The organism is Sphingopyxis witflariensis (assembly GCF_002205635.1).
Classification (GTDB): Bacteria; Pseudomonadota; Alphaproteobacteria; order Sphingomonadales; family Sphingomonadaceae; genus Sphingopyxis; species Sphingopyxis witflariensis.
The window spans coordinates 70858-93086 of the sequence record NZ_NISJ01000010.1 but is presented as its reverse complement, the minus strand read 5'-3'; the positions used below and the strand labels follow the sequence as shown (position 1 = coordinate 93086).

Below are 22229 nucleotides of genomic sequence, written 5' to 3'. Positions count from 1 at the left end.
AATCCTCTATAATCTGCAAGTGGCTTGAAGCAGGATTTAACAATCCCCCATGGGGCGCTCGACGGGATCGAGGCTTTCCTGCGCGTTGCGGAACGGCGAAGCTTTTCCGCAGCGGCCGCCGACCTTGGCGTTTCTCCTTCGGCCATCAGCCAGACGATCAAGGGTCTGGAGGCGCGTGTCGGCTCGCCCCTGTTCATGCGCACGACGCGCAGCGTCGGACTGACCCAGGCGGGCGAAATGTTCCTCGAACGCGCCGGCCCCGCCTATGCCGGGCTCACCGATGCCTATGAAGCCGCGCGCAATCTCGGCAATCGCCCCGCCGGGCGGTTGCGCATCAACCTGATGCGCGGCGCAGTGCAGCCGCTGTTCGAACCCATAATCGCTGGCTTTTGCGACGCTTATCCTGACATCGAGCTGGAAATCTTCGCCGAAGATGCGCTGACCGATCTGAGCGCCGGGGGCTTCGACGCCGGGGTACGGATGGGCGAAGCCCTCGACGCCGACATGATCGCCGTGCGTCTGACCGGCCCGTTCCGCTTTGTCGTTGCCGCCGCCCCCGCTTATCTCGAAAAGCACGGCCGCCCCGAAATCCCGGAGGATTTGCGAAGCCATCGCTGTGTCCGGATGCGCCTCGCCAGCGGCGCGATGCTGCCGTGGACATTCGCGCGCGGCAATCGCGAATTCGAAATCGGGGTCACCGGACCGGTGATCGTCAACGATTTTACCTCGCTGATGGTCGCGGTGCGCGCCGGGGTCGCGATGGGCATGCTCGCCGAACCCGTCGCCAAGGCACTGGTCGCGTCGGGCGATCTCGAACTGGTGCTCACCGACCATGCCCCCTCAACCTCCGGCTTGTTCCTCTATTACCCCAGCCGCAAGCAGGTGATGCCCAAATTGCGCGCTTTCATCGACTATGTGCGCGATTATTTGCCCGACGACGTCACCCGCTGATCACGACATCGAAAGATATTCCACTGGGCGTACAAACAAATCCCTTCACCCCCCGCAGAAAAATTGGGCTAGCGAATCCTCACGAAAACCGGCAGCTGGTTGTCAACTAAAACGGTTGGGATGATATTGTGCACGAAATCGCGGCGTTCGACCTCTCGGCGATCCTTCCCTTCATCCTGATCGGCTTCGCCGCGCAGCTCGTCGATGGCGCGCTCGGCATGGCATTCGGCGTCATCTGCAACACGTTGCTGGTCGCAGTGATGGGCGTGCCCCCGGCCGTCGCATCGGCGCGCATCCATGTTGTCGAGGTGTTCACCACCGCTGTGTCGGGGATCAGTCACCTGCTCCACCGCAACATCGAATGGCCGCTCTTCTTTCGCTTGCTCGTCCCCGGCATTATCGGCGGCGTCACCGGCGCCTATCTGCTCACATCGATTGACGGCAATATCGTGAAGCCGTTCATCCTCGGCTATCTGGTCGCGGTCGGCCTGTGGCTGTTGTTCCGCGGCCTTTTCTATCCGCCGAAGTTCCGCAAGCCCAAGGTGATCGCCCCGCTCGGCCTGATCGGCGGCTTCCTCGACGCTGCGGGCGGCGGTGGCTGGGGTCCGGTCGTCACCTCGAACCTGCTCGTCCAGGGCGCCGAGCCGCGCAAGGTTGTGGGCACAGTCAACAGCGTCGAATTCTTCCTGACCCTCGCGGTATCGGCGACCTTCATCTATCATCTGGGGCTCGCCGACATTGCGGGCGCGACATTGGGCCTGCTCATCGGCGGCGTTGCCGCAGCGCCGCTCGGTGCCTTCATGGCCAAGCGTTTCTCACCCAAGCTGCTGCTGGTTCTGGTTGGCGTGGTGTTGACCGCGACGAGCAGCTTTGGCCTGTGGAAATTCCTGGCGGGCTAGCCTGCGCGGCTGGCGCCGGTACCGGCGCCAGCTCCGACAGCCGTCTCGCCTAATTCGCGGGCCGGGTCTCGTCGATCTTGTCGACCCATTCGGGAAAGAATTTCGGTTCGCGCGCCGACCAGCCGGGCGCGGTCGCGGCGGCTTCGCTGATCGACTGGAGCAAGATCTTGCGCTTGTCGGGGTGGAGGTGCGGCAGCGATGCGGCGGCACAAAAGGCCCCGGGCAACCACGGCCGCGCATGCCCGCCGAGCAGACGTTCATATAAGAAGCGATAGGATGCGAAGTCCGGCAAGCGGTCCTGCCCCAGATCAAATGCCGACATCGCGATCAGCGGCGCCATGAAATGTTCGAGCGCATCAAGGCTGCTGTCGTCGGGAATATGCGCGCGAATGTCGATCAGCCGCTGATAGACGCGCGCCTGCACGCGGATAGCGGTTTCCTCGACCATGTCGCGCGACCAGCGCGAAATCGCATCGTCGCGCTCCAGCCCGATGTCGAGCGAACGGCGGATATAACGCTGGGTCGCCGCAGGAAAGCCCGCGAATTCCTTGATTTCCGTAATCGACAGATCGCCTGCTGCCGGTCCCGAACGCGTCACCATGGTCGTGCTCCCGCACGGCGCCCGAGGAGCCATCCCCCCGGAGGCCTGCATCCATCAGTCTGCCATCCTATAGGTTAGCGTCAAGTTAACCATGAAGGCGGGAAATATTCAGCCAATCGTCCGGACGTTGCGCGGCGCCGCTCGCGGGCCTAATCAGCCTGTCCGACCAACGATATATATAGGTTCATCATGTCGCACGCACCGCAGCCGGTCATCTCGGCCACCGGCCTGTTCACCCCCGCCGAACGCATTTCCAATCAAGAACTTGTCGCCAGCTTCAACGCCTATGTCGCGCGGTACAATTTCGAAAACGCCGACGCGATCGCCGCGGGAGATCTCGCCGAACTCACCGAATCAAGCGTCGAATTCATCGAAAAGGCCAGCGGCATCGCCTCGCGCTATGTCGTCGACAAGGCAGGTATCCTCGATCCCGCGCATATGGCACCGCGCCTAGCCGAGCGTAGCAACGACGAATTGTCGATCCTCGCCGAGATCGGCGTTGCGGCGGCAAAGGATGCCCTCGCGCGCGCCGGGCGCGACGCGTCGGACGTCGACGCCGTGCTGTGCGCCGCATCGAACATGCAGCGCGCCTACCCCGCGATGGCGGTCGAGATACAGGATGCGCTCGGTATCGACGGCTTTGGCTTCGACATGAATGTCGCCTGTTCCTCAGCGACCTTCGGCATCCAGACCGCCGCCGACTATATCCGCGCCGGCCACGCCAAAAGCGTGTTGGTGGTGAACCCCGAGATTTGTTCGGGCCACCTCAACTGGCGCGACCGCGACAGCCATTTCATTTTCGGCGACGTCGCCACCGCAATCCTGATCGAGGATAAGGCCATCGCCCCTGCGGGCCATTGGGACATCCTCGGCACCAAGCTCAAGACGCAATTCTCGAACAACATCCGCAACAATTTCGGCTTCCTCAATCGCGGGCACGGCGGGATCGACCAGTCGGGGCCAAAGAGCGACAAGCTTTTCGTCCAGGAAGGCCGCAAGGTGTTCAAGGAAGTCGTGCCATGGGTCGCCAATCTGATCGTCGAACAGATGGAGGTGCTGGGTCTCGCAGGCGCCGACATGCGCCGCCTTTGGCTGCATCAGGCGAATACCAATATGAACCGCCTGATCGCGCACCGCGTGCTGGGGCATGAAGCGAGCGAAACCGAAAGCCCGACGGTGCTCGACACCTATGGCAATACGTCAAGCGCCGGGTCGATCATCGCCTTTCACCTCCACCACGACGATATGGCGGCAGGCGACACCGGGCTGATCTGCTCGTTCGGCGCCGGCTATTCGGCCGGGACTGTGTTCGTGCGGAAGACCTGAGCTGCTGCACGCGCTGTTTCCCGGCGAAAGCCGGGGCCCAGAGCCCGCAGAACTGAGGTTGCGTAAATCATCTGGGCCCCGGCTTTCGCCGGGGAACAGTGAGCGGCGTCGCGATCAGGGCACGAAAGTCGTGAACAGGTAAATCGCGAACAGCATCAGGTGGATCACCCCCTGCAGTACCGTTGTCCGCCCGTTCGCCAGCGTCTGCACCGACACGATCAGCGACAGGAACAGCAATACCGTCGACTTGGCGTCGAGACCCAGGCTGATCGGCATGTCGGTCATGATCGACAGGATCGCGACCGCCGGAATCGTCAGGCCGATCGTCGCGAGTGCCGAGCCGAGCGCGAGATTGAGGCTGGTCTGCAGGCGGTCCGACTTGGCCGCACGCACCGCCGCAAGCCCTTCGGGCGCGAGGATCAGCGCCGCGATCAACACGCCGAGTACCGCAGGCGGCGCGCCCCAGTCGGCCAGCAGGGCGCCCATGACCGGCGACAGATTCTTGGCGAGCAGGACGACTGCGACGAGGCTGGCGAGCAGCAGCGCGCTCGAAACAGCGGTACGCTGGACGCTCGGCGGCGGCGCATGGGCGTCAGGCTCGCCGTCGCCGTCGGCATCGCCGTCGGGAAGAAAATAGTCGCGATGCCGCACCGTCTGCACCAGAGCGAAGGTGGCATAGAGGATCAGCGATACCACCGCGACGAAACCGAGTTGCGTCGCCGAATAAAAGGGGCCGGGCACGCTCGACGTGAAATTGGGAAGGACCAGCGACACGACGGTGAGCACGGTGAGCGTCGCAAGCGCGGCGCCGATGCCCGTGCGCTGGAAGCGCTGTTCGTGGTGCCGGATCGCCCCGCTGAGCAGGCAGAGCCCCATGAGCAGGTTCAAAATCACCATCACCGCCGCGAACACCGTGTCGCGCGCCAGCGTCTGCGCCTTGGATGGCTCCGCCTGCATCAGCGTCAGGATCAACCCGACCTCGATCACCGTCACCGCGAGTGCAAGGATCAGCGTACCAAAAGGTTCGCCCACACGGTGCGCGATCACCTCGGCATGGTGAACCGCAGCGATAATGGCACCGGCAAGGATGAAGCCGACAAGAAAGGAGTTAAGCGGCAGCGCGAGGCTCGCCATCGCGGTCAGGAAACCCAGGATCGGGAAAATGTCGTTGGCACGGTCAGTCAGGCGGAGCTTTTTGGTCATGGGCTTTTATTGCAGCCGCATAACCACATGACTACCCCTCGCGCGCAACTAATGTGCGCGGGCTCAATGTTTACGTACAGGCAATCCTGCGGCGGCGAGACGGGCGTGCGCATCGGCAATCGTCGCCTCGCCGAAATGGAAGATGCTGGCGGCAAGCACCGCGCTCGCGCCACCCTCGATCACGCCAGCGACCAGGTGGTCGAGGTTGCCGACCCCGCCGCTCGCGATCACCGGCACCGTCACCGCATCGGCGATCGCGCGGACGAGCGCGAGGTCATAGCCGTCGCGCGTCCCGTCGCGGTCCATGCTGGTGACGAGCAATTCGCCCGCACCCAGTTCGGCCAGGCGCACCGCATGTTCGAGCGCGTCGATTCCGGTTGCCTTGCGACCGCCATGGGTGAAGATTTCCCACCGGCCGTCTTCGACGCAGCGCGCATCGATGCTGCCGACGGCGCACTGGCTACCGAAACGGTCGGCAATGTCGGCGACCAGTTCGGGCCGCGCGACCGCGGCACTGTTCACCGCGACCTTGTCCGCCCCGGCGAGCAGCAGCGCGCGCGCATCCTCGGCGCTGCGCACCCCGCCTCCAACGGTCAGCGGCATGAAGCATACTTCGGCAGTGCGCCCGACCATGTCGAGTAAAGTGCCGCGCCCCTGATGGCTCGCGCTGATGTCGAGAAAGCAAAGCTCGTCGGCGCCCGCCGCATCATAGGCGCGCGCCGCCTCAACGGGATCGCCCGCATCGCGCAGGTCGACGAAATTCACGCCCTTCACCACGCGGCCATCGGCGACGTCGAGGCAAGGAATGACGCGAACGCGGACGGTCATCCCCGCCCCGCCGCAATCGCTTCGGCCAGGTCGAGCCGTCCGTCATAGAGCGCCCGCCCGGTGATCACGCCTTCGATACCGTCGCCGACATGCGGGCACAGGGCGTGAATATCGTGAATGTCGGCAACCCCGCCGCTCGCGATCACCGGAATGGCGACCGCGCGCGCGAGGGCGACCGTCGCCTCGACATTGCAGCCCTTCAGCAGACCGTCGCGGCCGACGTCGGTGAAGAGCAGTGCCGAAACCCCGGCATCCTCGAAACGCCGCGCGAGATCCTCAACGCGGACGTCGGATACATCGGCCCAGCCCTCGGTCGCGACCATGCCGTCGCGCGCATCAACCCCGACGACTATACGCCCCGGCAGGTCGCGCGCGGCGGATTTGACGAATTCGGGGTCCTTGAGCGCCGCTGTGCCGATGATCACGCGATCAACGCCGAGCCCCAGCCAGCGATCGACCCCGGCACGGTCGCGGATGCCGCCACCGACCTGCACCTTGCCCGGAAACGCCGCGATGATGCTCTCGACCGCCGCGCCATTGACGCTCTCACCGGCAAAGGCGCCGTCGAGATCGACGACGTGCAGATGCGTCGCGCCCGCCTCGGCGAACAATCGCGCCTGCGCCGCCGGATCGTCGCCATAGATGGTCGCGCGATCCATATCGCCCTCGGCCAGACGCACGACCTGCCCGCCCTTGAGGTCGATCGCGGGGAAGATGGTCAGGCCAGAAACTACGGGCGCCATGCGAGAAATCTTTCCAGTGTCGCGAGGCCATATGCCTGGCTTTTTTCGGGATGATATTGGACGCCGACGATATTGTCCTTCGCGACCGCAGCGGTGAAGGTCCCGCCATGGCTGCTCGTCGCCGCGACATCGACGGCATCGGCGAAATGAAAGCTGTGAAGAAAATAAGCCTCGCCGCGCGCGATCACCGGATGGGCGAAGCTCGGCTCGACATCATTCCAGCCCATATGCGGGATGCGCAGCCCGGGCTGGGGCGCGAAGGCGCGTACCGTGCCGCCGATCCAGCCGAGCCCGGCATGACGGCCATGCTCCTCGCCCGCATCGGCAAGCAATTGCATGCCGACGCAAATTCCCAGGAAAGGCGCACCTTCGCCGCGCACGCGCTGCTCCATCGCCTCGATCAGCCCCGCTATGGCGCTGAGCCCGTTCATGCACGAAGCAAAGGCGCCGACGCCGGGCAGCACGATCCGGTCGGCTTTGGCGACAATATCGGGGTCGGCTGTTACGGCGACATCGCTCGCGCCCGCCGCGACAAGCGCATTAAGCACCGAGCGAAGATTGCCCGCGCCATAATCGATCAGGGCGATGGCGCTCATGACAGGCCCTACAGCACACCCTTGGTCGAAGGAATCGCATCGCCCTTGCGCGGGTCGATCGCGATCGCCTGACGCAGCGCGCGTGCGAGCGCCTTGTAGCTCGACTCGGCGATATGATGATTGTTGTCGCCGTACAGTGTCTCGAGGTGCAGCGTGATCCCCGCGGTCTGCGCAAAGCTCGCGAACCAGTGCGGGAACATTTCGGTATCCATCTCACCCAGCCGCGGCTGCGAGAAGCCCGATTTATAGACGCAATAGGGCCGCCCCGAAATGTCGAGCGCGCAGCGCGTCAGCGTTTCGTCCATCGGCGCATGCGCCTCGCCGTACCGCGCGATGCCGCGCTTGTCGCCGAGCGCCTGCGCGACAGCTTCGCCGAGCGCGAGCGCCGAATCTTCGACCGTGTGATGCTGGTCGATGTGCAAATCGCCCTTCACCGCCATGCTGATATCGATCAGCGAGTGCCGCGACAATTGTTCGACCATATGATCGAGGAAGCCGATACCGGTGGACACCGCATATTCGCCCGTTCCGTCCAGATTGACGGTGATGGCGATGTCGGTTTCCTTGGTCGTTCGCTGGACAGTGGCGGTTCGCATGACCGCTCCCATAGCAGCCACTTTTTACCGCGCAAGGTGACTCTCCCCTCTTGACCCATCGACGCGGTCCGTTCATCCCCCTCCGCCATGAGTGACGACGTCCATGACAGCCTGATTCCCTATGACGAAATCGTGCAGGATGCCCTGCGCGCCGTGGTCGGCCGCGTGCTGCAGCCGATCGTGGGATATGATAGCCTTCCCGGCGAACATCATTTCTACATCACCTTCAAGACACAGGCCGCCGGGGTCAATATTCCGGCGCATCTGATCGCCAAATTCCCCGACGAAATGACGATCGTCCTTCAGAATCGCTTCTGGGACCTCCATGTCGCCGACGATCATTTCAGCGTCGGCCTGTCGTTCAACCAGACGCCATCAATTCTGACGATTCCCTATGCAGCGATCACCGCCTTCGTCGATCCGTCGGTCAATTTCGGGCTGCAGTTCCAGGTCAGTGACGACGATGCCATTCAGCCCGAACCGCATGACGAGGCCGACAACGACCGCCCCGACATATCGACCGAGGATGGGTCGAACGTCGTGACCGTGGATTTCGGCAAGAAGCGCTAGCGGCATGGCCAATCCCTGGCCTCCGACCCGCTTCTGGCAATATTGGGCTCTCGCCGGGATGCTGGTGCTGACCGCCGCCTTCTGGTGGAGTGTCACGGGCTATGCCCAGTTCGAAAGCGGCGGCACGCGCAGCCAGATTGCCGACGGCCTCCTTCGTTTCAGCCTGCTGATCCTCACCCCCGCGCTCCTGCTCGTCTGGCTGGCCGCGGCATGGTTGCGGCGCCGCGTCGGCGACGCGGGCTATTGGCAGATGCTGGGGCTGGTCGCGATGATCTGGGCAGGCTCCGTATTGGTGACAAGGATTTTGGCGGGATGAGCGATACGCGGCTCGAAAGCGACAGCATCGGCGAAATTGCGGTGCCAGCAGACGCTTATTGGGGCGCACAAACCGAACGTAGCCGGCAATATTTCGCTTTCCCCGCGCACGAGCGCATGCCGCTGCCGATCGTCCACGCGCTGGCGCGGATCAAGGGCGCCGCCGCGCGCGTCAACCGCTCGCATGGCCTCGACGACGGCGTTGCCGAAGCGATCGCCGCTGCGGCCGACGCGGTCGTCGCCGGGCAATATGACGACCAGTTTCCGCTCGCCATCTGGCAGACCGGCAGCGGCACCCAATCGAACATGAACGCCAATGAAGTGATCGCGGGCATCGCCAACGAAGCGCTGGCGGGAACGCGCGGCGGCAAGTCGCCCGTCCACCCCAATGATCATGTCAACATGGCGCAATCGTCGAACGACAGCTTCCCGACCGCGCTCCACGTCGCGGTCGCGGTCGAGACGGCGGCGCGCCTGCTGCCCGCGCTGGCCACGCTGACCGATGCGCTCGCGGCCAAGGCGGAAGCCTGGGCCGACATCGTCAAGATCGGCCGCACCCATTTGCAGGACGCAACCCCGCTGACGCTGGGGCAGGAATTTTCGGGCTATGTCGCGCAACTCACCGCCTGCCGCGCCCGGATCGAGGCCGCGCTCGCCCAGGATGTTTGCAAGCTCGCACAAGGCGGCACCGCAGTCGGCACCGGGCTTAACGCGCCCGCGGGTTTCGACGTCGCGATGGCTGCCGAACTCAGCCGCAGCACCGGCATCGTTTTCGAACCCGCGGCGAACAAATTTGAGGCGCTGGGGTCGAACGACGGGCTCGTCTTTTTCTCGGGCGCGCTGAACACCCTTGCCGCCGCGCTGACCAAGATCGCCAACGACATCCGTCTTTTGGGTTCGGGACCTCGCGCGGGACTCGGCGAGCTCGACCTGCCCGCAAACGAGCCCGGCAGCTCGATCATGCCGGGCAAGGTCAACCCGACCCAGTGCGAGATGCTGACGATGGTCGCGGCGCAGGTGATCGGCAATCATCAGGCAGTCACAGTCGGCGGGCTGCAGGGCCATCTCGAACTCAATGTCTTCAAGCCGCTGATCGGCGCCAATGTCCTGCGCTCGATCGAATTGCTGAGCATCGGCATGACGGGCTTCACCGAGCATTGCGTCGCGGGACTCGAGCCCAACCGCACCCGCATCGACGAACTGATGAAACGCTCGCTGATGCTCGTCACCGCGCTCGCGCCCGAAATCGGCTATGACAAGGCGGCGAAAATCGCGAAACATGCACATGAGTCGGGCAGCACGCTCAAAGAGGCCGCGCTCAACCTCGGCTATGTCGACAGCGCGACCTTCGACCGGCTGGTCGATCCGCGCACGATGCTGGGCCCGGAACCCTGAGGCCGGTTCGCACATTATGAGGGGATAAGGAGAGATGAGCATGATCGGTCGGATCGTTGGCGGCGTCCTCGGCGGCGCTATTGGACAGAAAAACGGCAATCACCCCATCGCGGGCACGGTGATCGGCGCGGCAACGCTGTTCGCGGCGCGCCGACTGATCCCACAGCGCTATGCCGTGCTCGCGGCGACGGTAGCGGCGGGCTATCTCACCAAGAAATGGGCCGAACGCGCGCAGGCGCGGCGGACAGCGGAAGAGGCGCACTCGGCAGACCCCGCGTTGATCGAGGCCGGGGTGGTCGATACCTATGCCGGAACAGCCAATGTCCCGCCCGACGGCCAGACGATGGGCGACGCCTTGCCGCCCGCGATTCCGGTCGCAAGCAATGGACGCGGCAGCGCGCTTCACTGATCGGCACATGTCGCCCCCGCGAAGGCGGGGACCGCTGCAGCCTGAAGTCGCGTAGAAAGACAAGCCGACAACGGCCCCCGCCTTCGCGGGGGCAACGATGTTTCACCCGCCCGCTTGCCATTTCTTCACCGCCTCGACCGGCGAGACCAGCATCAGTACATTGAGCGTCAGATTGTCGCGGATCGTCCACAGCGTGAACAATTCAAAGACGATAGCGATGGCAACCGTCACCCACCAGCGCATCCGGCTCGCGGCCAGAAACCCCAGCATCATGAACAGCGCGTCGCTTACCGAATTGAGGATCGAATCGCCCGCATAGCCATAGGCCATCGTCACCTCGCGATAGCGGTTGATGATGATCGGCGAATTTTCCAATATTTCCCACGCCGCCTCGATCCCGATGGCGAGCGCGAGCGCGACCCACAGCGGCTGGCGTGGCACCAGCCAGCGCGACAGGCCGTAGAAGATGAAGCCGTGGATGATGTGGCTGAAACTATACCAGTCCGAAATCTGCTGGCTGTTCTGGTTCGACTGGACGACGCCGTGCCACAGGCTGACGGTGCCGCACGGGCAGATCGGCGGGCGTCCCATGCCAAAGAGGATCGCGGTGAAAATCACCAGCAATGCCGCTGCGACCAGCCAGCCGTTGCGCGAAATTCCTGCCATGCCCCATCACCTTCGCGCTTGACCGCTGGCGCAGCTTTCGCGAATAGCCCCCATGGCTGAAAGCGTCCACCTGAACCGCCGCGGCGTGTTGTTCGTCCTCTCCTCGCCCTCCGGCGCGGGAAAGACCACCATTTCCAGAATGATGCTCGAGACGGACGATCATATCGCGCTCTCGATCTCCGCAACCACGCGCCCGCCGCGTCCGGGCGAAATCGACGGGGTTCATTATCATTTCGTCGACACCGACACCTTCAAGAAGATGGCCGCCGACGGCGAGTTTCTCGAATGGGCGCATGTCTTCGGCCATCGCTACGGCACCCCGCGACACCATGTCGAGGAATTGCTGGCGGCGGGCAAAGACGTCCTGTTCGACATCGACTGGCAAGGCGCGCAGCAGCTCTATCAGGAGGCCGGCCCCGACGTCGTGCGCGTCTTCGTCCTGCCGCCGACGATGGAAGAACTCGAACGCCGTCTGCGCAGCCGCAACACTGATAGCGACGAAGTGATTACCGCGCGCATGGAACGCGCCGCGAACGAGATCAGCCACTGGGACGGTTACGACTATGTGTTGATCAACGACGATGTCGAAAGCTGCTACGGCGAAGTGCAGGCCATCCTGCGCGCCGAAAGGCTGAAGCGCCGCCGCCAGATCGGCCTGATCGGCTTTGCCCGCGACCTGATCCGCTCGGTCCCCGACGCCGACAAAAAGCTGTAACCAGTTCCGTCATTGCGAGGAGCCGAAGGCGACGCGGCAATCTCCAGCTAACGTCCTTGCTCAAGGCCGTTAGCTGGAGATTGCTTCATTTCGCTCGCAATGACGAAGGTCAAACCGGCGTCACCAGATTGGCCGTCAACTCCGCGACCATGTCAGCGCGTAGCGGCTTGGCCTGGCCGTCGGTCCGGCACACGACCACAGTATCGCAGCTCGCGATCGCACGCCCGTTCTGGAACATCGCCTGCACGATTGTCCAGCTTGAGGTGCCGATCCGGCCGATGCCGGTTGCGATCTGAACCGGGTCAGGAAAATTGCCTTCGGCGAGATAATTGATCTCGACCGCCGCAACCATTGTGCGTTCCCCATTCACCCGTTCGGCGAGCGGACTCACCTGACGGTTGAGCAGCACGCGGCCGCTTTCGAACAAGGCGGCAAAGGCCACATTGTTGAGGTGGCCGTTGATGTCCATGTCCTGAAACCGCGTCTGGAATTCGGCACAGACGGGGTAGCTGGCGGCATCGAGCCGCCAGCTTTCCGGTTTTGCCATATCAGCGCGGCGCCATACGGATGCCGCCGTCGAGACGGACGTCTTCGCCGTTGAAATAGCCATTTTCGATCATGCACAGGGCAAGATTGGCATATTCGGCGGGGTTGCCCAGACGCTTCGGGTTGAGCACCGAGGCGCCCAGCGCATCACGCACCGGCTGCGGCGCGCCGGCGAGCAGCGGGGTGTCGAAGATGCCCGGAAGGATCGTGTTGACGCGGATATTCTCGTTGCCGAGATCACGCGCGATGGGGAGGGTCATGCCGACGACGCCGCCCTTTGATGCCGAATAGGCCGCCTGGCCGATCTGGCCGTCCTCGGCCGCAACCGATGCGGTGTTGACGATCGCGCCGCGCTCGCCGTCTTCCATCGTATCGAGCGTCATCATGCCCGCCGCCGACTTGGCGATGCAGCGGAAGGTGCCGACGAGGTTGATCTGGATCAGCCAGTTGAACGCGTCGAGCGGGAAATGTTTGATACTGCCATCTTCCTTGCTGCGGCTCGCGGTCTTGATCGCGTTGCCGGTGCCGGCGCAGTTGACGAGGATGCGTTCCTGACCATGCGCTTCGCGCGCCTTGGCGAAGCCGGCATCGACGCTGGCGTCGTCGGTGACATTCACTTCGCAGAAAATGCCACCGAGTTCTGCGGCGAGCGCGAGGCCCTTTTCTTCCTGAAGGTCAAAGATCGCGACCTTGACGCCCTTGGCGGCGAGCGCACGCGCGGTGGCGGCACCAAGGCCCGAGGCACCGCCGGTGACGACGGCGGATACGGTGGAATCGAGTTTCATTGAGTTTTCTCCTTAGAGCCCTCCCCTTCAGGGGAGGGGGTGATGGGTCGGTCATCCCCCCGGGATGACCTGGATCAGCCGAGGGCTGATCCACCCAACACCGGTGGGGCATGTTGGTGGGACGAGGATCGCAAACAGGCCCTCCCCCGGCCCCTCCCGTAAGCGGGAGGGGAGTTGGATTTACAGGCGTTCGATGATCGTGACGTTGGCCTGACCGCCGCCTTCGCACATCGTTTGCAGGCCATATTTGCCGCCGGTCGCGTCGAGCACGCCGAGCAGGGTCGCCATCAGCTTGGTGCCACTGGCGCCGAGCGGGTGGCCAAGCGCGATCGCGCCGCCATGGACGTTGAGGCGGCTATGGTCGGCGCCCAGATATTTCATCCACGCGAGCGGCACCGGCGCAAAAGCCTCATTGACCTCATAGGCATCGATATCCTCGATCTTCATGCCCGCGCGCTTCAGCGCCTTTTCGGTCGCGAACAGCGGTTCCTCGAGCATGATCACCGGGTCGCCCGCGGTCACCGATACATGATGGATGCGTGCACGCGGGGTCAGGCCATGGTCTTTCAGCGCCTGTTCCGAACAGATCAGCACCGCCGATGCGCCGTCGCAAATCTGGCTCGCCGAAGCCGCGGTGATCGAACCGCCTTCCTGGAGCAGCTTGACGCCGGCTATGCCCTCCAGCGTCGCGTCGAAGCGGATGCCTTCGTCGACCAGATGGATCTGCTTGCCCTCGGGGGTTTCGATTTCGACCCCGATGATCTCGCGCTGAAAACGCCCGGCTTCGCTCGCGACCTTCGCGCGGCGGTGGCTTTCATACGCATAGGCGTCGAGATCGTCCTTGGTGAAGCCATGCTTCTGGACGATCATTTCGGCGCCCATGAACTGGCTGAACATGATGCCAGGATATTTTTCCTCGAGGCGGGGCGATTTATAATTGCCCATGCCTTCCTTCATATAGAGCATCGCGGTCGAGCCCATCGGGACGCGCGACATGCTTTCGATGCCGCTGGCGAGGACCATGTCCTGCGTCCCCGACAGGATGCCCTGCGCCGCGAACATCATCGCCTGCTGCGACGAACCACACTGGCGGTCGATCGTCACCGAAGGGATCGAGTCGGGCAGGTTCGAGGCGAGGACGGCGTTACGGCCCAGATCGCCCGACTGCTGCCCGCCCTGCGATACGCAGCCGGTGATGACGTCTTCGATCGCCTTGGTGTCGAAATCATTACGGTCGGCGATCGCGTCGAACACCGCGGCGCCGAGGTCGACGGGGTGGATGCCGGAAAGCTTGCCGCCGCGCTTGCCGCCAGCGGTACGAACGGCGTCTACGATATAGGCTTCAGCCATGGAATATTCCTTTCACTACATCCCCCTCCCGCATGCGGGAGGGGTTAGGGGTGGGCGCGAGCGGAGCGAGCATCCGGGGGTGAGAAGCCCCACCCCGCTGCGACCAGGGAGCAAGCTCCCAAGTCTCGCTGCCCCTCCCGCATGCGGGAGGGGAGATTAAAGCTTTCGCCCGATCAGTTCCTTCATAATCTCGTTCGTGCCGCCAAAGATGCGCGTCACGCGCGCCGCGCGCCAGGCGCGGGCGATCGGATATTCATTCATATAGCCCGCGCCGCCGTGGAGCTGGAGGCACTTGTCCATCACTTCCCACTGAAGTTCGGTGTGCCAAAGCTTCGCTCCGGCGCCCTCTTCGGGGGTCAGTTCCTTCTTCAGGTGACGCGCCAGCGCCCAGTCGAGATGCGCCCAGCCGACCTGCAGCTTGGTCTTGAGGTCGGCGAGCACGAAGCGCGTGTTCTGGAAATCGAGGATCGGCTTGCCGAACGCCTTGCGGTCGCGGGTGAATTCGACGGTATCATCGAATGCGCGCTGCGCCGACGCCTGCGCGCTGACGGCGATCGAAAGGCGCTCCTGCGGCAGCTCACTCATCAGATAGATGAAACCCTTGCCCTCTTCGCCAAGGCAGTTGGTGATCGGCACGCGCACATCGTTGAAGAACATTTCCGACGTATCGGCCTCGTCCTGCCCGATCTTGTCGAGGTTGCGGCCACGCTCATAGCCTTCGCGATCGGCCTCAACGAGGACGATCGACACGCCCTTCCACGCCGGCTGAATTTCGGTGTCGGTCTTGACGCAGACGAGGATCAGGTCGGCGTTCTGGCCATTGGTGATATAGGTTTTCGACCCGTTGATGACATAATGATTGCCATCCTTCTTCGCGGTCGTGCGCATCCCCTGCAGGTCGCTGCCGGTGCCCGGTTCGGTCATCGCGATCGCAGTGATCACCTCGCCCGACACCATCTTGGGCAGCCAATGCTTCTTCTGCTCTTCCGAACCATATTTCACGATATAGCTGGTGACGATATCCGACTGGAGCGAGAAGCCCGTCGTCGCGCGGCCATAATAGGCGCTTTCCTCGTCAACGATCGCATTATAGCCAAAGTCGAGACCGAGACCGCCATAGGCCTCGGGCACCGTCGGGCACAGCATGCCCAACTCGCCGGCCTTGGGCCAGATGTCCTTGGGAACGATGCCATCTTCGGCCCATTTCGCAGCGTTGGGGGCAATTTCCTTTTCCAGAAACTGCCGCACCGTAGCGCGGAAGGCTTCATGATCCTCGCCATAGGCGGTTCGCGACAGCTTATCGAGCGACATGGTCTTTCCTCTTCTCCAAGGCGGCCGGACGACATCGGGGAGCCGGAACGCGCCAACAGCCGCGCGCCCAGGGCACGGCCTTCACCCCACACCTGACCTTACGTTTACGTGCACGTCAAGTAGAAATGCCGCTACGGCATGGACTCTTTGCTCATCGCCCTATCTTTCCTCGCCACCCCGGACTTGATCCGGGTTCCATTGCGGCGCTCAGCGACCGGTAGCGCGCAACCTCGCGGACCCCGGATTCGGCGGATAGCGGCCCGTCGCCGCCTTGCACTTTGCTGTTATGTCGGGTTAAGGCCCGCGCCGATATGGTTTCGACCGAAACCTGTTCTTCGATGGAGAAACATGCATGCCGCGCCAAGCGCCCCCCCTTGCCCGCCGCCTATTTTCCCGCCGCCTGTCGATGATGCTTGCATCCACTGCGATGCTCATGGGTTATAGCCAGATGACCGTCACCGCCACCGAATCCGCCGCCGCCAAGCCGGCCACCGCCACTGCGCCCACCGGCGAAAACCCGATGCTCGCACCGTGGACCGGCCCCTATGAGGGCGTGCCGCCGTGGGATAAGCTCGACCCCGAACTCTTCCCGGCCGCCTTCCCCAAGGCGATGGCCGAAGTGAAGGCCGAAGTGCAGGCGGTGATCGACAATCCCGCCGCCGCGACCTTCGAAAACACCCATATTCCGATGATGCTCGCGGGCGACACGATGGACCGCCTCTCGGCATTGTGGGGCGTGCAGACGTCGAACAAGTCGAACGACCGGGTCGAGGCCATCGACGCCGAATGGAGCCCCAAGCTCACCACTTTCTACACCGAGCTGTTTCTCGAACCCAAGCTCTTCGCCCGCTACAAGGCGGTATATGACAAGCGCCTGACGAGCGGCCTCAACGCGCAGCAGATCCGCATCGTCGAGCGCAGCTATGAAGAGATGGTGCGCGACGGCGCCAATCTGTCGGCAGCCGACAAGGTCAAAATGGTCGCGTTCAACTCGAAGCTCGAAAGCCTGTTCTCCAGCTTCTCGTCGAAGCTGCTCGGCGATGAAAAGCTCTACACACTCGTCGCCGACAAGACCGAACTGGACGGATTGGATGCCGGCTTTATCGCTTCCCTCGCCTCGGCCGCTGAAGCTGCGGGCAAGCCTGGCCAATATGCGATCAAGAACACCCGCTCGTCGGCGCAGCCGGTGCTGCAAAACGCCACCAACCGCGCGCTGCGCGAAAAAGTCTGGCGCGCCTTCGTCGGCCGCGGTGACAATGGCAATGCCAACGATACCAATGCGACGATCGCGGAGATATTGAAGCTGCGCCAGCAGCGCGCCGAACTGCTCGGCTTCCCGACCCACGCGCATTACCGCATGGCCGACACCATGGCGAAGACGCCCGAAAAGGCGATGGACCTGATGATGAAGGTGTGGCCGGGCGCGGTTGCGCGCGCGAAGGAAGAGGTCGCCGATATGCAGGCGATCGCCGATCAGGAAGCCAAGGCCGGCAAGGGGCCCAAAATCACGATCGAACCCTGGGATTATCGCTATTATTCGGAAAAGGTCCGCAAGGCGAAATACGACCTCGATGAAAGCGAAGTGAAGCCCTACCTCCAGCTCGACAAGCTGGTCGACGGCATGTTCTGGGCCGCGGGTCAGCTGTACGATCTGGGCTTTAAGGAAAATACCGGTGCCATCCCGGTCTTCGACCCCAAGGTGCGGACGTTCGAGGTCTATAATCTGAAGACCAACGAAAATGTCGGCGTCTTCTATCTCGACAATTTCGCGCGCGACGGAAAGCGTTCGGGTGCATGGATGACGACCTATCGCAGCCAGCAGACGCTGGGCGGCGAACGCAATGTCCTCGCCTCGAACAACAATAATTTCACCGAAGCGGCAAAGGGCGAACCGACGCTGATCAGCATCGACGACGCCACGACGCTGTTCCACGAATTCGGCCACGGCATCCATTATCTGCTGCAGCAGGTCAATTACCCCGCGCTCGCCGGCGTGCCGCGCGACTTCGTCGAATTCCCCAGCCAGGTGAACGAAAACTGGCTGATGACGCCCGAAATCTTGTCGAAATATGCGACCCACTATAAAACGGGTGAGCCGATGCCGCAGGCGCTGGTCGACAAGATTCTCGCGTCGCGCAAGTTCAATCAGGGCTTTTCGACGGTCGAATATCTGTCGAGCGCGATCGTCGACATGAAGATGCACGACCGCAAGACGCCGCCGACCGACATCGACAAGTTCGAGCGCGACACGCTGGCGGAAATCGGCATGCCGAAGGAAATCGTCATGCGGCACCGCCTGCCGCAGTTCGGCCACCTGTTCTCGAGCGACGCCTATTCGGCGGGCTATTACAGCTATCTCTGGTCCGAAACGATGGATGCCGACACCTGGGCGGCCTTCACCGAAGCCGGCGGCCCGTGGGATCGCACCGTCGCCGACAGGTTCCGCACCATCCTGCTCATGACGGGCAATGAAACCGACCGCGCCGAAGCCTATCGCGCCTTCCGCAGCCGCGACCCCGACGTGAAAGCGCTGCTGAAGAAGCGCGGCTTCCCGACCGGCGAATAGGTCGAACACAGCAAAGGCAAAGGGGGCGATTTCGCCCCCTTTGTTTTGGCGGATGCGAAGTCGTCCTCCCTCGTCGGCCCACACCCTCGCCACCCCGGCGCCCAAGCGACCGGCAGGAGCCACTCCCCTGCGAAAACAGGGGTCCAGAGCGCCACCAACTAGCGCCTGTTTTATGACGCACTGCCTCCCGGCTTTCGCCGGAGGGAGGGGAGTGGCAGAAAACGACCAATGCTAGCTGTTCCCCGGCGAAAGCCGGGGTCCAGAGCGCGATAAAGCCGGCGTCTGCGCTGAAGCTCACTGGGCCCCGGCTTTCGCCGGGGAGCAGCAAGGGCAGCAACCGGTGGTGGGTTCAACGGGTGGCCGCAACACGCTCGGCGAACATTTCCGCCGGTGTTTGATACATCAAGGTCTTTCTGGGTCGCTGGTTGAGCTGGCGGGCGATGGCGCTGAGTTTGGCCTGGCTGTGCAGGGAGAGATCGGTTCCCTTGGGCAGATACTGGCGCAGGAGGCGATTGGTGTTCTCGTTGGTGCCGCGCTGCCACGGGCTTTGGGGATCGCAAAAATAGACCTCGACCTCTGTCGCCAGGGTGAAGCGCTGGTGATCGGCAAGCTCCTTGCCGCGATCCCAGGTCAGCGACTGATAGAGCTCGCGAGGCAGTTTGCGCGCCTGCCTGATCAGGGCCGAGACGACGCTGGCAGTCTCCTTGTTCGCCACCTTGGCCAGGATCACATAGCGCGACTGGCGTTCGACCAGCGTCACGATATGGCTGTTTCGCGCGCCCGAGATGAGATCGCCCTCCCAATGTCCGGGCACGGCGCGGTCCTCGACCGAAGCGGGGCGCTCGCTGATCGATATCGCATCTTTTATCTGGCCGAGCCCGTCGCGCTTCAGGCTGGCATGGCGGGAGCGGCGGATCGTGCGCTTGGCCCGCAAATGCTCGAGCAGTTCCTTCTTCAGAACGCCTCGGGTCTGAATATACAGGCTTTTGTAGATCGTCTCGTGTGACACCCGATGCTGCTCTCCGTCCGGAAAGCTGCGCTTGAGCCAGCCAGCGATCTGCTCGGGTGACCAACTGCGGCGCAGCTTGCGCGATACTGTTTGCCGCAAGCCCGGGTGGCAAGCCAGCTTGCAGCGCTTGGGCCGCAGCGCACGGTCCCACGTCGACTGGTCCGATACCGTCGCGCGATAGCGGTCGACGCCGCCATTGCGGCCGACCTCCCGGCTAATCGTCGATGGTGCACGGCCGAGCTGGGCTGCAATGGCACGCAGCGAACGGCCAACCGTCAGACCTCGCGATATCTCTTCGCGTTCGATCAAGCTGAGCGCGCACCGCGATCGCTTGCGCTCCGACGGACGAATGCCGCCCGACGGCGATAGCACCGAGAAAATCGACGACGACTGCCGATCAAAACGCCGCCCGATCGAACTCATCGATTCCCCGCGCTGCCACCGGTCCCAGATCTCGGATCGCTGTGCCGCCGAGTAATAAATCCGCTGACGCTGCTTCATCCCCACACTCCTTCTCCTCAAAGATGAAGTGTTGCGACCACCCATTGAACCCACCACCCCAAAGCCGACATCTGCCGCTCAAAAAAAACGCTGTCCTACATAATCCGGCTGTGCCAGCCTCCATCCCGGCTCTTTGAATTGTTGGACAAAGGCGGTCGCTACCCGAACGGTCGGGTGCAGCCAAGACGCGACGCGCCGGGTCCGTCCAGCACGCCGTAAGGTCCAGAACGGGCGATGCATAGGGCTGAACTTTGCTGAACTTTGGAATGATTACACGGCCCTTGCGCCGACCCGACCCGGGATCCAACCCGGGATGACGAAAGAAGGCAATGGCGCTTCTCCACCCCAAAACAGCCACCCGCGCCAGTTCACCCAAATCCGATTGACCGTCCCCAGATTCGATATAAATATGATATCATAATTATATCGGAGGGCATGATGAGCGATTCCAATACAACGGCCGGCCTGAACCCGACCCGCGAAGTCCGTGCTGCTACCGCTAGCGGCTATGTCATGCTGCTCATCTGGCTGGCCTTGCTGGCACTGGCCATCTGGTGCGGCGTCCAGCTGGCGAACGACAATAGCTCGCCGACGATCATCGCCATGCTCGCGACCAGCGCCGTTGCCGGGACGTTGATCCTTTGCGGATTTTACCTGATCAACCCCAATGAAGCCGCCGCGATCCAGCTGTTCGGCGCCTATAAGGGCACCGATCGCGAAAATGGGCTGCGCTGGGTGCTGCCGTGGCTGACGCGCCACAAGATCGCAGTGCGCGCAAACAATGTGATTTCGGACAAGATCAAGGTCAACGACCTGCGCGGCAACCCGATCGAGATGGCGGCACAGGTCGTCTGGCGCGTCACCGACACCGCGCAGGCGCTGTTCGACGTCGACGATTATAAGGGCTTCGTCATGGCGCAGATCGAGGCCGCAGTGCGCTCGATCGGCTCGCGCTATCCCTATGACGATATCGAGCATCAGGAAGTGACGCTGCGCGGCAATCATGACGAAGTCGGCGTCGAACTGCGTAAGGCGTTGATCGAACGGCTGAGCGTCGCGGGAATTACCGTCGACGAATGTGGGCTGACCCACCTCGCCTATGCGCAGGAAATTGCGGGAGCGATGCTCCGCCGCCAACAGGCCGAGGCGGTCATCGCGGCGCGCAAGAAGCTGGTCGAGGGTGCGGTGACGATGGTCGAAATGGCGCTGAACCAATTATCGGAAAAAGGCGTCGTCGACCTCGACGACGAACGCAAGGCTGCGATGGTATCGAATCTGATGGTCGTGCTGTGCGGCGAACGCGACACCCAGCCCGTCGTCAATGCCGGCTCGCTCTACTAACGCGACCCCCATGCCCGCGTCCGCCAAAAAAGCCTTTGCCCTCCGTCTCGACCCCGCGCTCTATGCCGCGATCGAGCGAATGGCGGCGGCTGAACTGCGCAGCGCCAATGCCGAGATCGAAATGTTGCTGCGTGAGGCGCTGGCGCGGCGCGGAATAAGCGTCAAACCGCCAGCCCCCGCCAAACGCGGCCGACCGCCCAAAGATGCAATTTAGAATACCGCGCGGGTCCTTATGGGCGACAAATGACCAATGGGCGCCCGAATCAGGCCTATTATCGCTGACATGCGCGGCCCCGCTTGCCCCCCACGGGCTTGATGGTTAAGGCCGATTCCATGACCGCCCATACCACCCCCGTCCGCATTGCCCCGTCCATCCTCAGCGCCGACTTCGCGCGGCTGGGCGAAGAAGTACGCGCGATCGAGACCGCGGGCGCCGACTGGGTTCATATCGACGTCATGGACGGCCATTATGTCCCCAATCTGACGATCGGCCCGGCGGTGGTGAAGGCGCTGCGCCCGCACTCGACCTTGCCCTTCGACGTTCACCTGATGATTTCACCGGTCGATCATTTCCTCGACGCCTTTGCTGCGGCGGGCGCCGACATTATCACCGTCCATCCCGAGGCCGGCCCCCACATCCACCGCACCGTCCAGCACATCAAGTCGCTGGGCAAGCAGGCGGGCGTGTCGCTGAACCCCGCGACGCCTGCGAAGATGCTCGACTATCTGATCGAAGATATCGACCTGGTGCTGATCATGAGCGTCAATCCCGGCTTCGGCGGTCAGAGCTTCATTTCGAGCCAGCTTCGCAAGATCGAGGCGGTCCGCAAGATGATCGACAAGGCCGGCCGCGACATCAGGCTGGAAGTCGATGGCGGCATCGACGCCGCGACGGCGCCGCTGGCGATCGCCGCAGGCGCCGACGTGCTGGTCGCGGGGACCGCGACCTTCAAGGGCGGACCCGATGCTTACGCCGACAATATCCGGCGTCTGCGCGGCGCCTGAGC

General features: G+C 63.2%; 24 protein-coding genes. 12 read left to right on the top strand and 12 right to left on the bottom strand.

Features of this window, described 5'->3' with window-relative positions; all coding sequences use genetic code 11:
• Positions 1 to 24: 24 nt before the first annotated feature.
• Both CDQ91_RS16460 and CDQ91_RS16455 read left to right on the top strand, forming a co-directional pair.
• The gene (locus tag CDQ91_RS16460) at positions 25 to 951 is read left to right on the top strand and encodes a LysR family transcriptional regulator (RefSeq protein WP_088473813.1); all 927 of its coding nucleotides are present in this window, start codon (positions 25 to 27) and stop codon (positions 949 to 951) included.
• Positions 952 to 1079: 128 nt separating this feature from the next.
• Positions 1080 to 1850, top strand: coding sequence for a sulfite exporter TauE/SafE family protein (locus CDQ91_RS16455; protein ID WP_088473812.1), 771 nt, complete (start codon positions 1080 to 1082; stop codon positions 1848 to 1850).
• 49 nt (positions 1851 to 1899) lie between these two features.
• Here the strand turns inward: CDQ91_RS16455 and CDQ91_RS16450 are convergent, their stop codons facing one another.
• A complete protein-coding gene (locus CDQ91_RS16450) occupies positions 1900 to 2451 on the bottom strand; it encodes a hypothetical protein (protein WP_088473811.1) in 552 nt (183 codons plus the stop codon).
• Between the two features lie 189 nt (positions 2452 to 2640).
• Between CDQ91_RS16450 and CDQ91_RS16445 the strand changes: the two genes are divergently transcribed.
• Positions 2641 to 3777, top strand: a complete 1137-nt coding sequence (locus CDQ91_RS16445) for a beta-ketoacyl-ACP synthase III (RefSeq protein WP_088473810.1) — start codon at positions 2641 to 2643, stop codon at positions 3775 to 3777.
• Positions 3778 to 3891: 114 nt separating this feature from the next.
• On the opposite strand, the gene CDQ91_RS16440 is transcribed toward CDQ91_RS16445, so the two are convergent.
• The 5 genes from CDQ91_RS16440 to hisB all read right to left on the bottom strand — a co-directional run bounded on the left by CDQ91_RS16440 (position 3892) and on the right by hisB (position 7743).
• Complete coding sequence (locus tag CDQ91_RS16440; RefSeq protein ID WP_088473809.1) at positions 3892 to 4980, bottom strand: calcium:cation antiporter; 1089 nt, start codon at positions 4978 to 4980, stop codon at positions 3892 to 3894.
• Positions 4981 to 5043: 63 nt separating this feature from the next.
• Positions 5044 to 5808 (bottom strand): imidazole glycerol phosphate synthase subunit HisF, encoded by a 765-nt coding sequence (gene hisF, locus CDQ91_RS16435; RefSeq protein WP_088473808.1) that lies wholly within the window; start codon positions 5806 to 5808, stop codon positions 5044 to 5046.
• Positions 5805 to 6551, bottom strand: coding sequence for a 1-(5-phosphoribosyl)-5-[(5-phosphoribosylamino)methylideneamino]imidazole-4-carboxamide isomerase (gene hisA / locus CDQ91_RS16430; protein WP_088473807.1), 747 nt, complete (start codon positions 6549 to 6551; stop codon positions 5805 to 5807). The genes hisF and hisA overlap by 4 nt, the downstream gene beginning before the upstream one ends.
• Positions 6539 to 7147, bottom strand: a complete 609-nt coding sequence (gene hisH, locus CDQ91_RS16425) for an imidazole glycerol phosphate synthase subunit HisH (protein WP_088473806.1) — start codon at positions 7145 to 7147, stop codon at positions 6539 to 6541. Before hisH ends, hisA begins: the two co-directional genes overlap by 13 nt.
• A gap of 8 nt (positions 7148 to 7155) precedes the next feature.
• The gene (hisB, locus tag CDQ91_RS16420) at positions 7156 to 7743 is read right to left on the bottom strand and encodes an imidazoleglycerol-phosphate dehydratase HisB (protein ID WP_088473863.1); all 588 of its coding nucleotides are present in this window, start codon (positions 7741 to 7743) and stop codon (positions 7156 to 7158) included.
• 87 nt (positions 7744 to 7830) lie between these two features.
• On the opposite strand from hisB, the gene CDQ91_RS16415 reads away from it, so the two are divergent.
• The 4 genes from CDQ91_RS16415 to CDQ91_RS16400 are packed head-to-tail and all read left to right on the top strand — an operon-like array spanning position 7831 to position 10432.
• Complete coding sequence (locus CDQ91_RS16415) at positions 7831 to 8313, top strand: SspB family protein (protein WP_088473805.1); 483 nt, start codon at positions 7831 to 7833, stop codon at positions 8311 to 8313.
• A gap of 4 nt (positions 8314 to 8317) precedes the next feature.
• Positions 8318 to 8629 carry a hypothetical protein gene (locus CDQ91_RS16410; protein ID WP_088473804.1) on the top strand — a complete coding sequence of 104 codons (312 nt, stop codon included), beginning with the start codon at positions 8318 to 8320 and terminating at the stop codon, positions 8627 to 8629.
• Positions 8626 to 10023: a class II fumarate hydratase gene (fumC, locus tag CDQ91_RS16405; RefSeq protein ID WP_088473803.1), complete on the top strand. Its 1398-nt coding sequence runs from the start codon at positions 8626 to 8628 to the stop codon at positions 10021 to 10023. Before CDQ91_RS16410 ends, fumC begins: the two co-directional genes overlap by 4 nt.
• Positions 10024 to 10063: 40 nt before the next feature.
• Entirely contained in the window at positions 10064 to 10432 is a 369-nt protein-coding gene (locus tag CDQ91_RS16400; RefSeq protein ID WP_088473862.1) for a hypothetical protein, read from the top strand.
• A 102-nt stretch (positions 10433 to 10534) separates the two neighbouring features.
• Here CDQ91_RS16400 and CDQ91_RS16395 read toward each other — a convergent pair whose 3' ends face one another.
• Entirely contained in the window at positions 10535 to 11098 is a 564-nt protein-coding gene (locus CDQ91_RS16395; RefSeq protein ID WP_088473802.1) for a DUF2585 domain-containing protein, read from the bottom strand.
• Positions 11099 to 11150: 52 nt separating this feature from the next.
• On the opposite strand from CDQ91_RS16395, the gene gmk reads away from it, so the two are divergent.
• A complete protein-coding gene (gene gmk, locus CDQ91_RS16390) occupies positions 11151 to 11813 on the top strand; it encodes a guanylate kinase (RefSeq protein ID WP_088473801.1) in 663 nt (220 codons plus the stop codon).
• A gap of 109 nt (positions 11814 to 11922) precedes the next feature.
• Here gmk and CDQ91_RS16385 read toward each other — a convergent pair whose 3' ends face one another.
• From CDQ91_RS16385 to CDQ91_RS16370, 4 genes are all read right to left on the bottom strand, one after another.
• A complete protein-coding gene (locus CDQ91_RS16385; RefSeq protein ID WP_088473800.1) occupies positions 11923 to 12360 on the bottom strand; it encodes an acyl-CoA thioesterase in 438 nt (145 codons plus the stop codon).
• A 1-nt stretch (position 12361) separates the two neighbouring features.
• Positions 12362 to 13144, bottom strand: a complete 783-nt coding sequence (locus tag CDQ91_RS16380) for an SDR family NAD(P)-dependent oxidoreductase (protein WP_088473799.1) — start codon at positions 13142 to 13144, stop codon at positions 12362 to 12364.
• 180 nt (positions 13145 to 13324) lie between these two features.
• Positions 13325 to 14494: an acetyl-CoA C-acetyltransferase gene (locus CDQ91_RS16375; RefSeq protein ID WP_088473798.1), complete on the bottom strand. Its 1170-nt coding sequence runs from the start codon at positions 14492 to 14494 to the stop codon at positions 13325 to 13327.
• A 156-nt stretch (positions 14495 to 14650) separates the two neighbouring features.
• Positions 14651 to 15805, bottom strand: coding sequence for an acyl-CoA dehydrogenase family protein (locus CDQ91_RS16370; RefSeq protein WP_088473797.1), 1155 nt, complete (start codon positions 15803 to 15805; stop codon positions 14651 to 14653).
• Positions 15806 to 16157: 352 nt separating this feature from the next.
• Between CDQ91_RS16370 and CDQ91_RS16365 the strand changes: the two genes are divergently transcribed.
• Positions 16158 to 18371, top strand: coding sequence for a M3 family metallopeptidase (locus CDQ91_RS16365; RefSeq protein WP_088473796.1), 2214 nt, complete (start codon positions 16158 to 16160; stop codon positions 18369 to 18371).
• A 349-nt stretch (positions 18372 to 18720) separates the two neighbouring features.
• Here CDQ91_RS16365 and CDQ91_RS16360 read toward each other — a convergent pair whose 3' ends face one another.
• Positions 18721 to 19881 carry an IS30 family transposase gene (locus CDQ91_RS16360; RefSeq protein ID WP_088473795.1) on the bottom strand — a complete coding sequence of 387 codons (1161 nt, stop codon included), beginning with the start codon at positions 19879 to 19881 and terminating at the stop codon, positions 18721 to 18723.
• A gap of 438 nt (positions 19882 to 20319) precedes the next feature.
• Between CDQ91_RS16360 and CDQ91_RS16355 the strand changes: the two genes are divergently transcribed.
• The 3 genes from CDQ91_RS16355 (at position 20320) to rpe (ending at position 22227) form a co-directional block, all read left to right on the top strand.
• The gene (locus tag CDQ91_RS16355; RefSeq protein ID WP_088473861.1) at positions 20320 to 21222 is read left to right on the top strand and encodes an SPFH domain-containing protein; all 903 of its coding nucleotides are present in this window, start codon (positions 20320 to 20322) and stop codon (positions 21220 to 21222) included.
• A 10-nt stretch (positions 21223 to 21232) separates the two neighbouring features.
• Positions 21233 to 21436 carry a type II toxin-antitoxin system antitoxin gene (locus CDQ91_RS16350; protein WP_088473794.1) on the top strand — a complete coding sequence of 68 codons (204 nt, stop codon included), beginning with the start codon at positions 21233 to 21235 and terminating at the stop codon, positions 21434 to 21436.
• A 119-nt stretch (positions 21437 to 21555) separates the two neighbouring features.
• Positions 21556 to 22227, top strand: coding sequence for a ribulose-phosphate 3-epimerase (gene rpe, locus CDQ91_RS16345; protein ID WP_088473860.1), 672 nt, complete (start codon positions 21556 to 21558; stop codon positions 22225 to 22227).
• Positions 22228 to 22229: the final 2 nt, after the last annotated feature.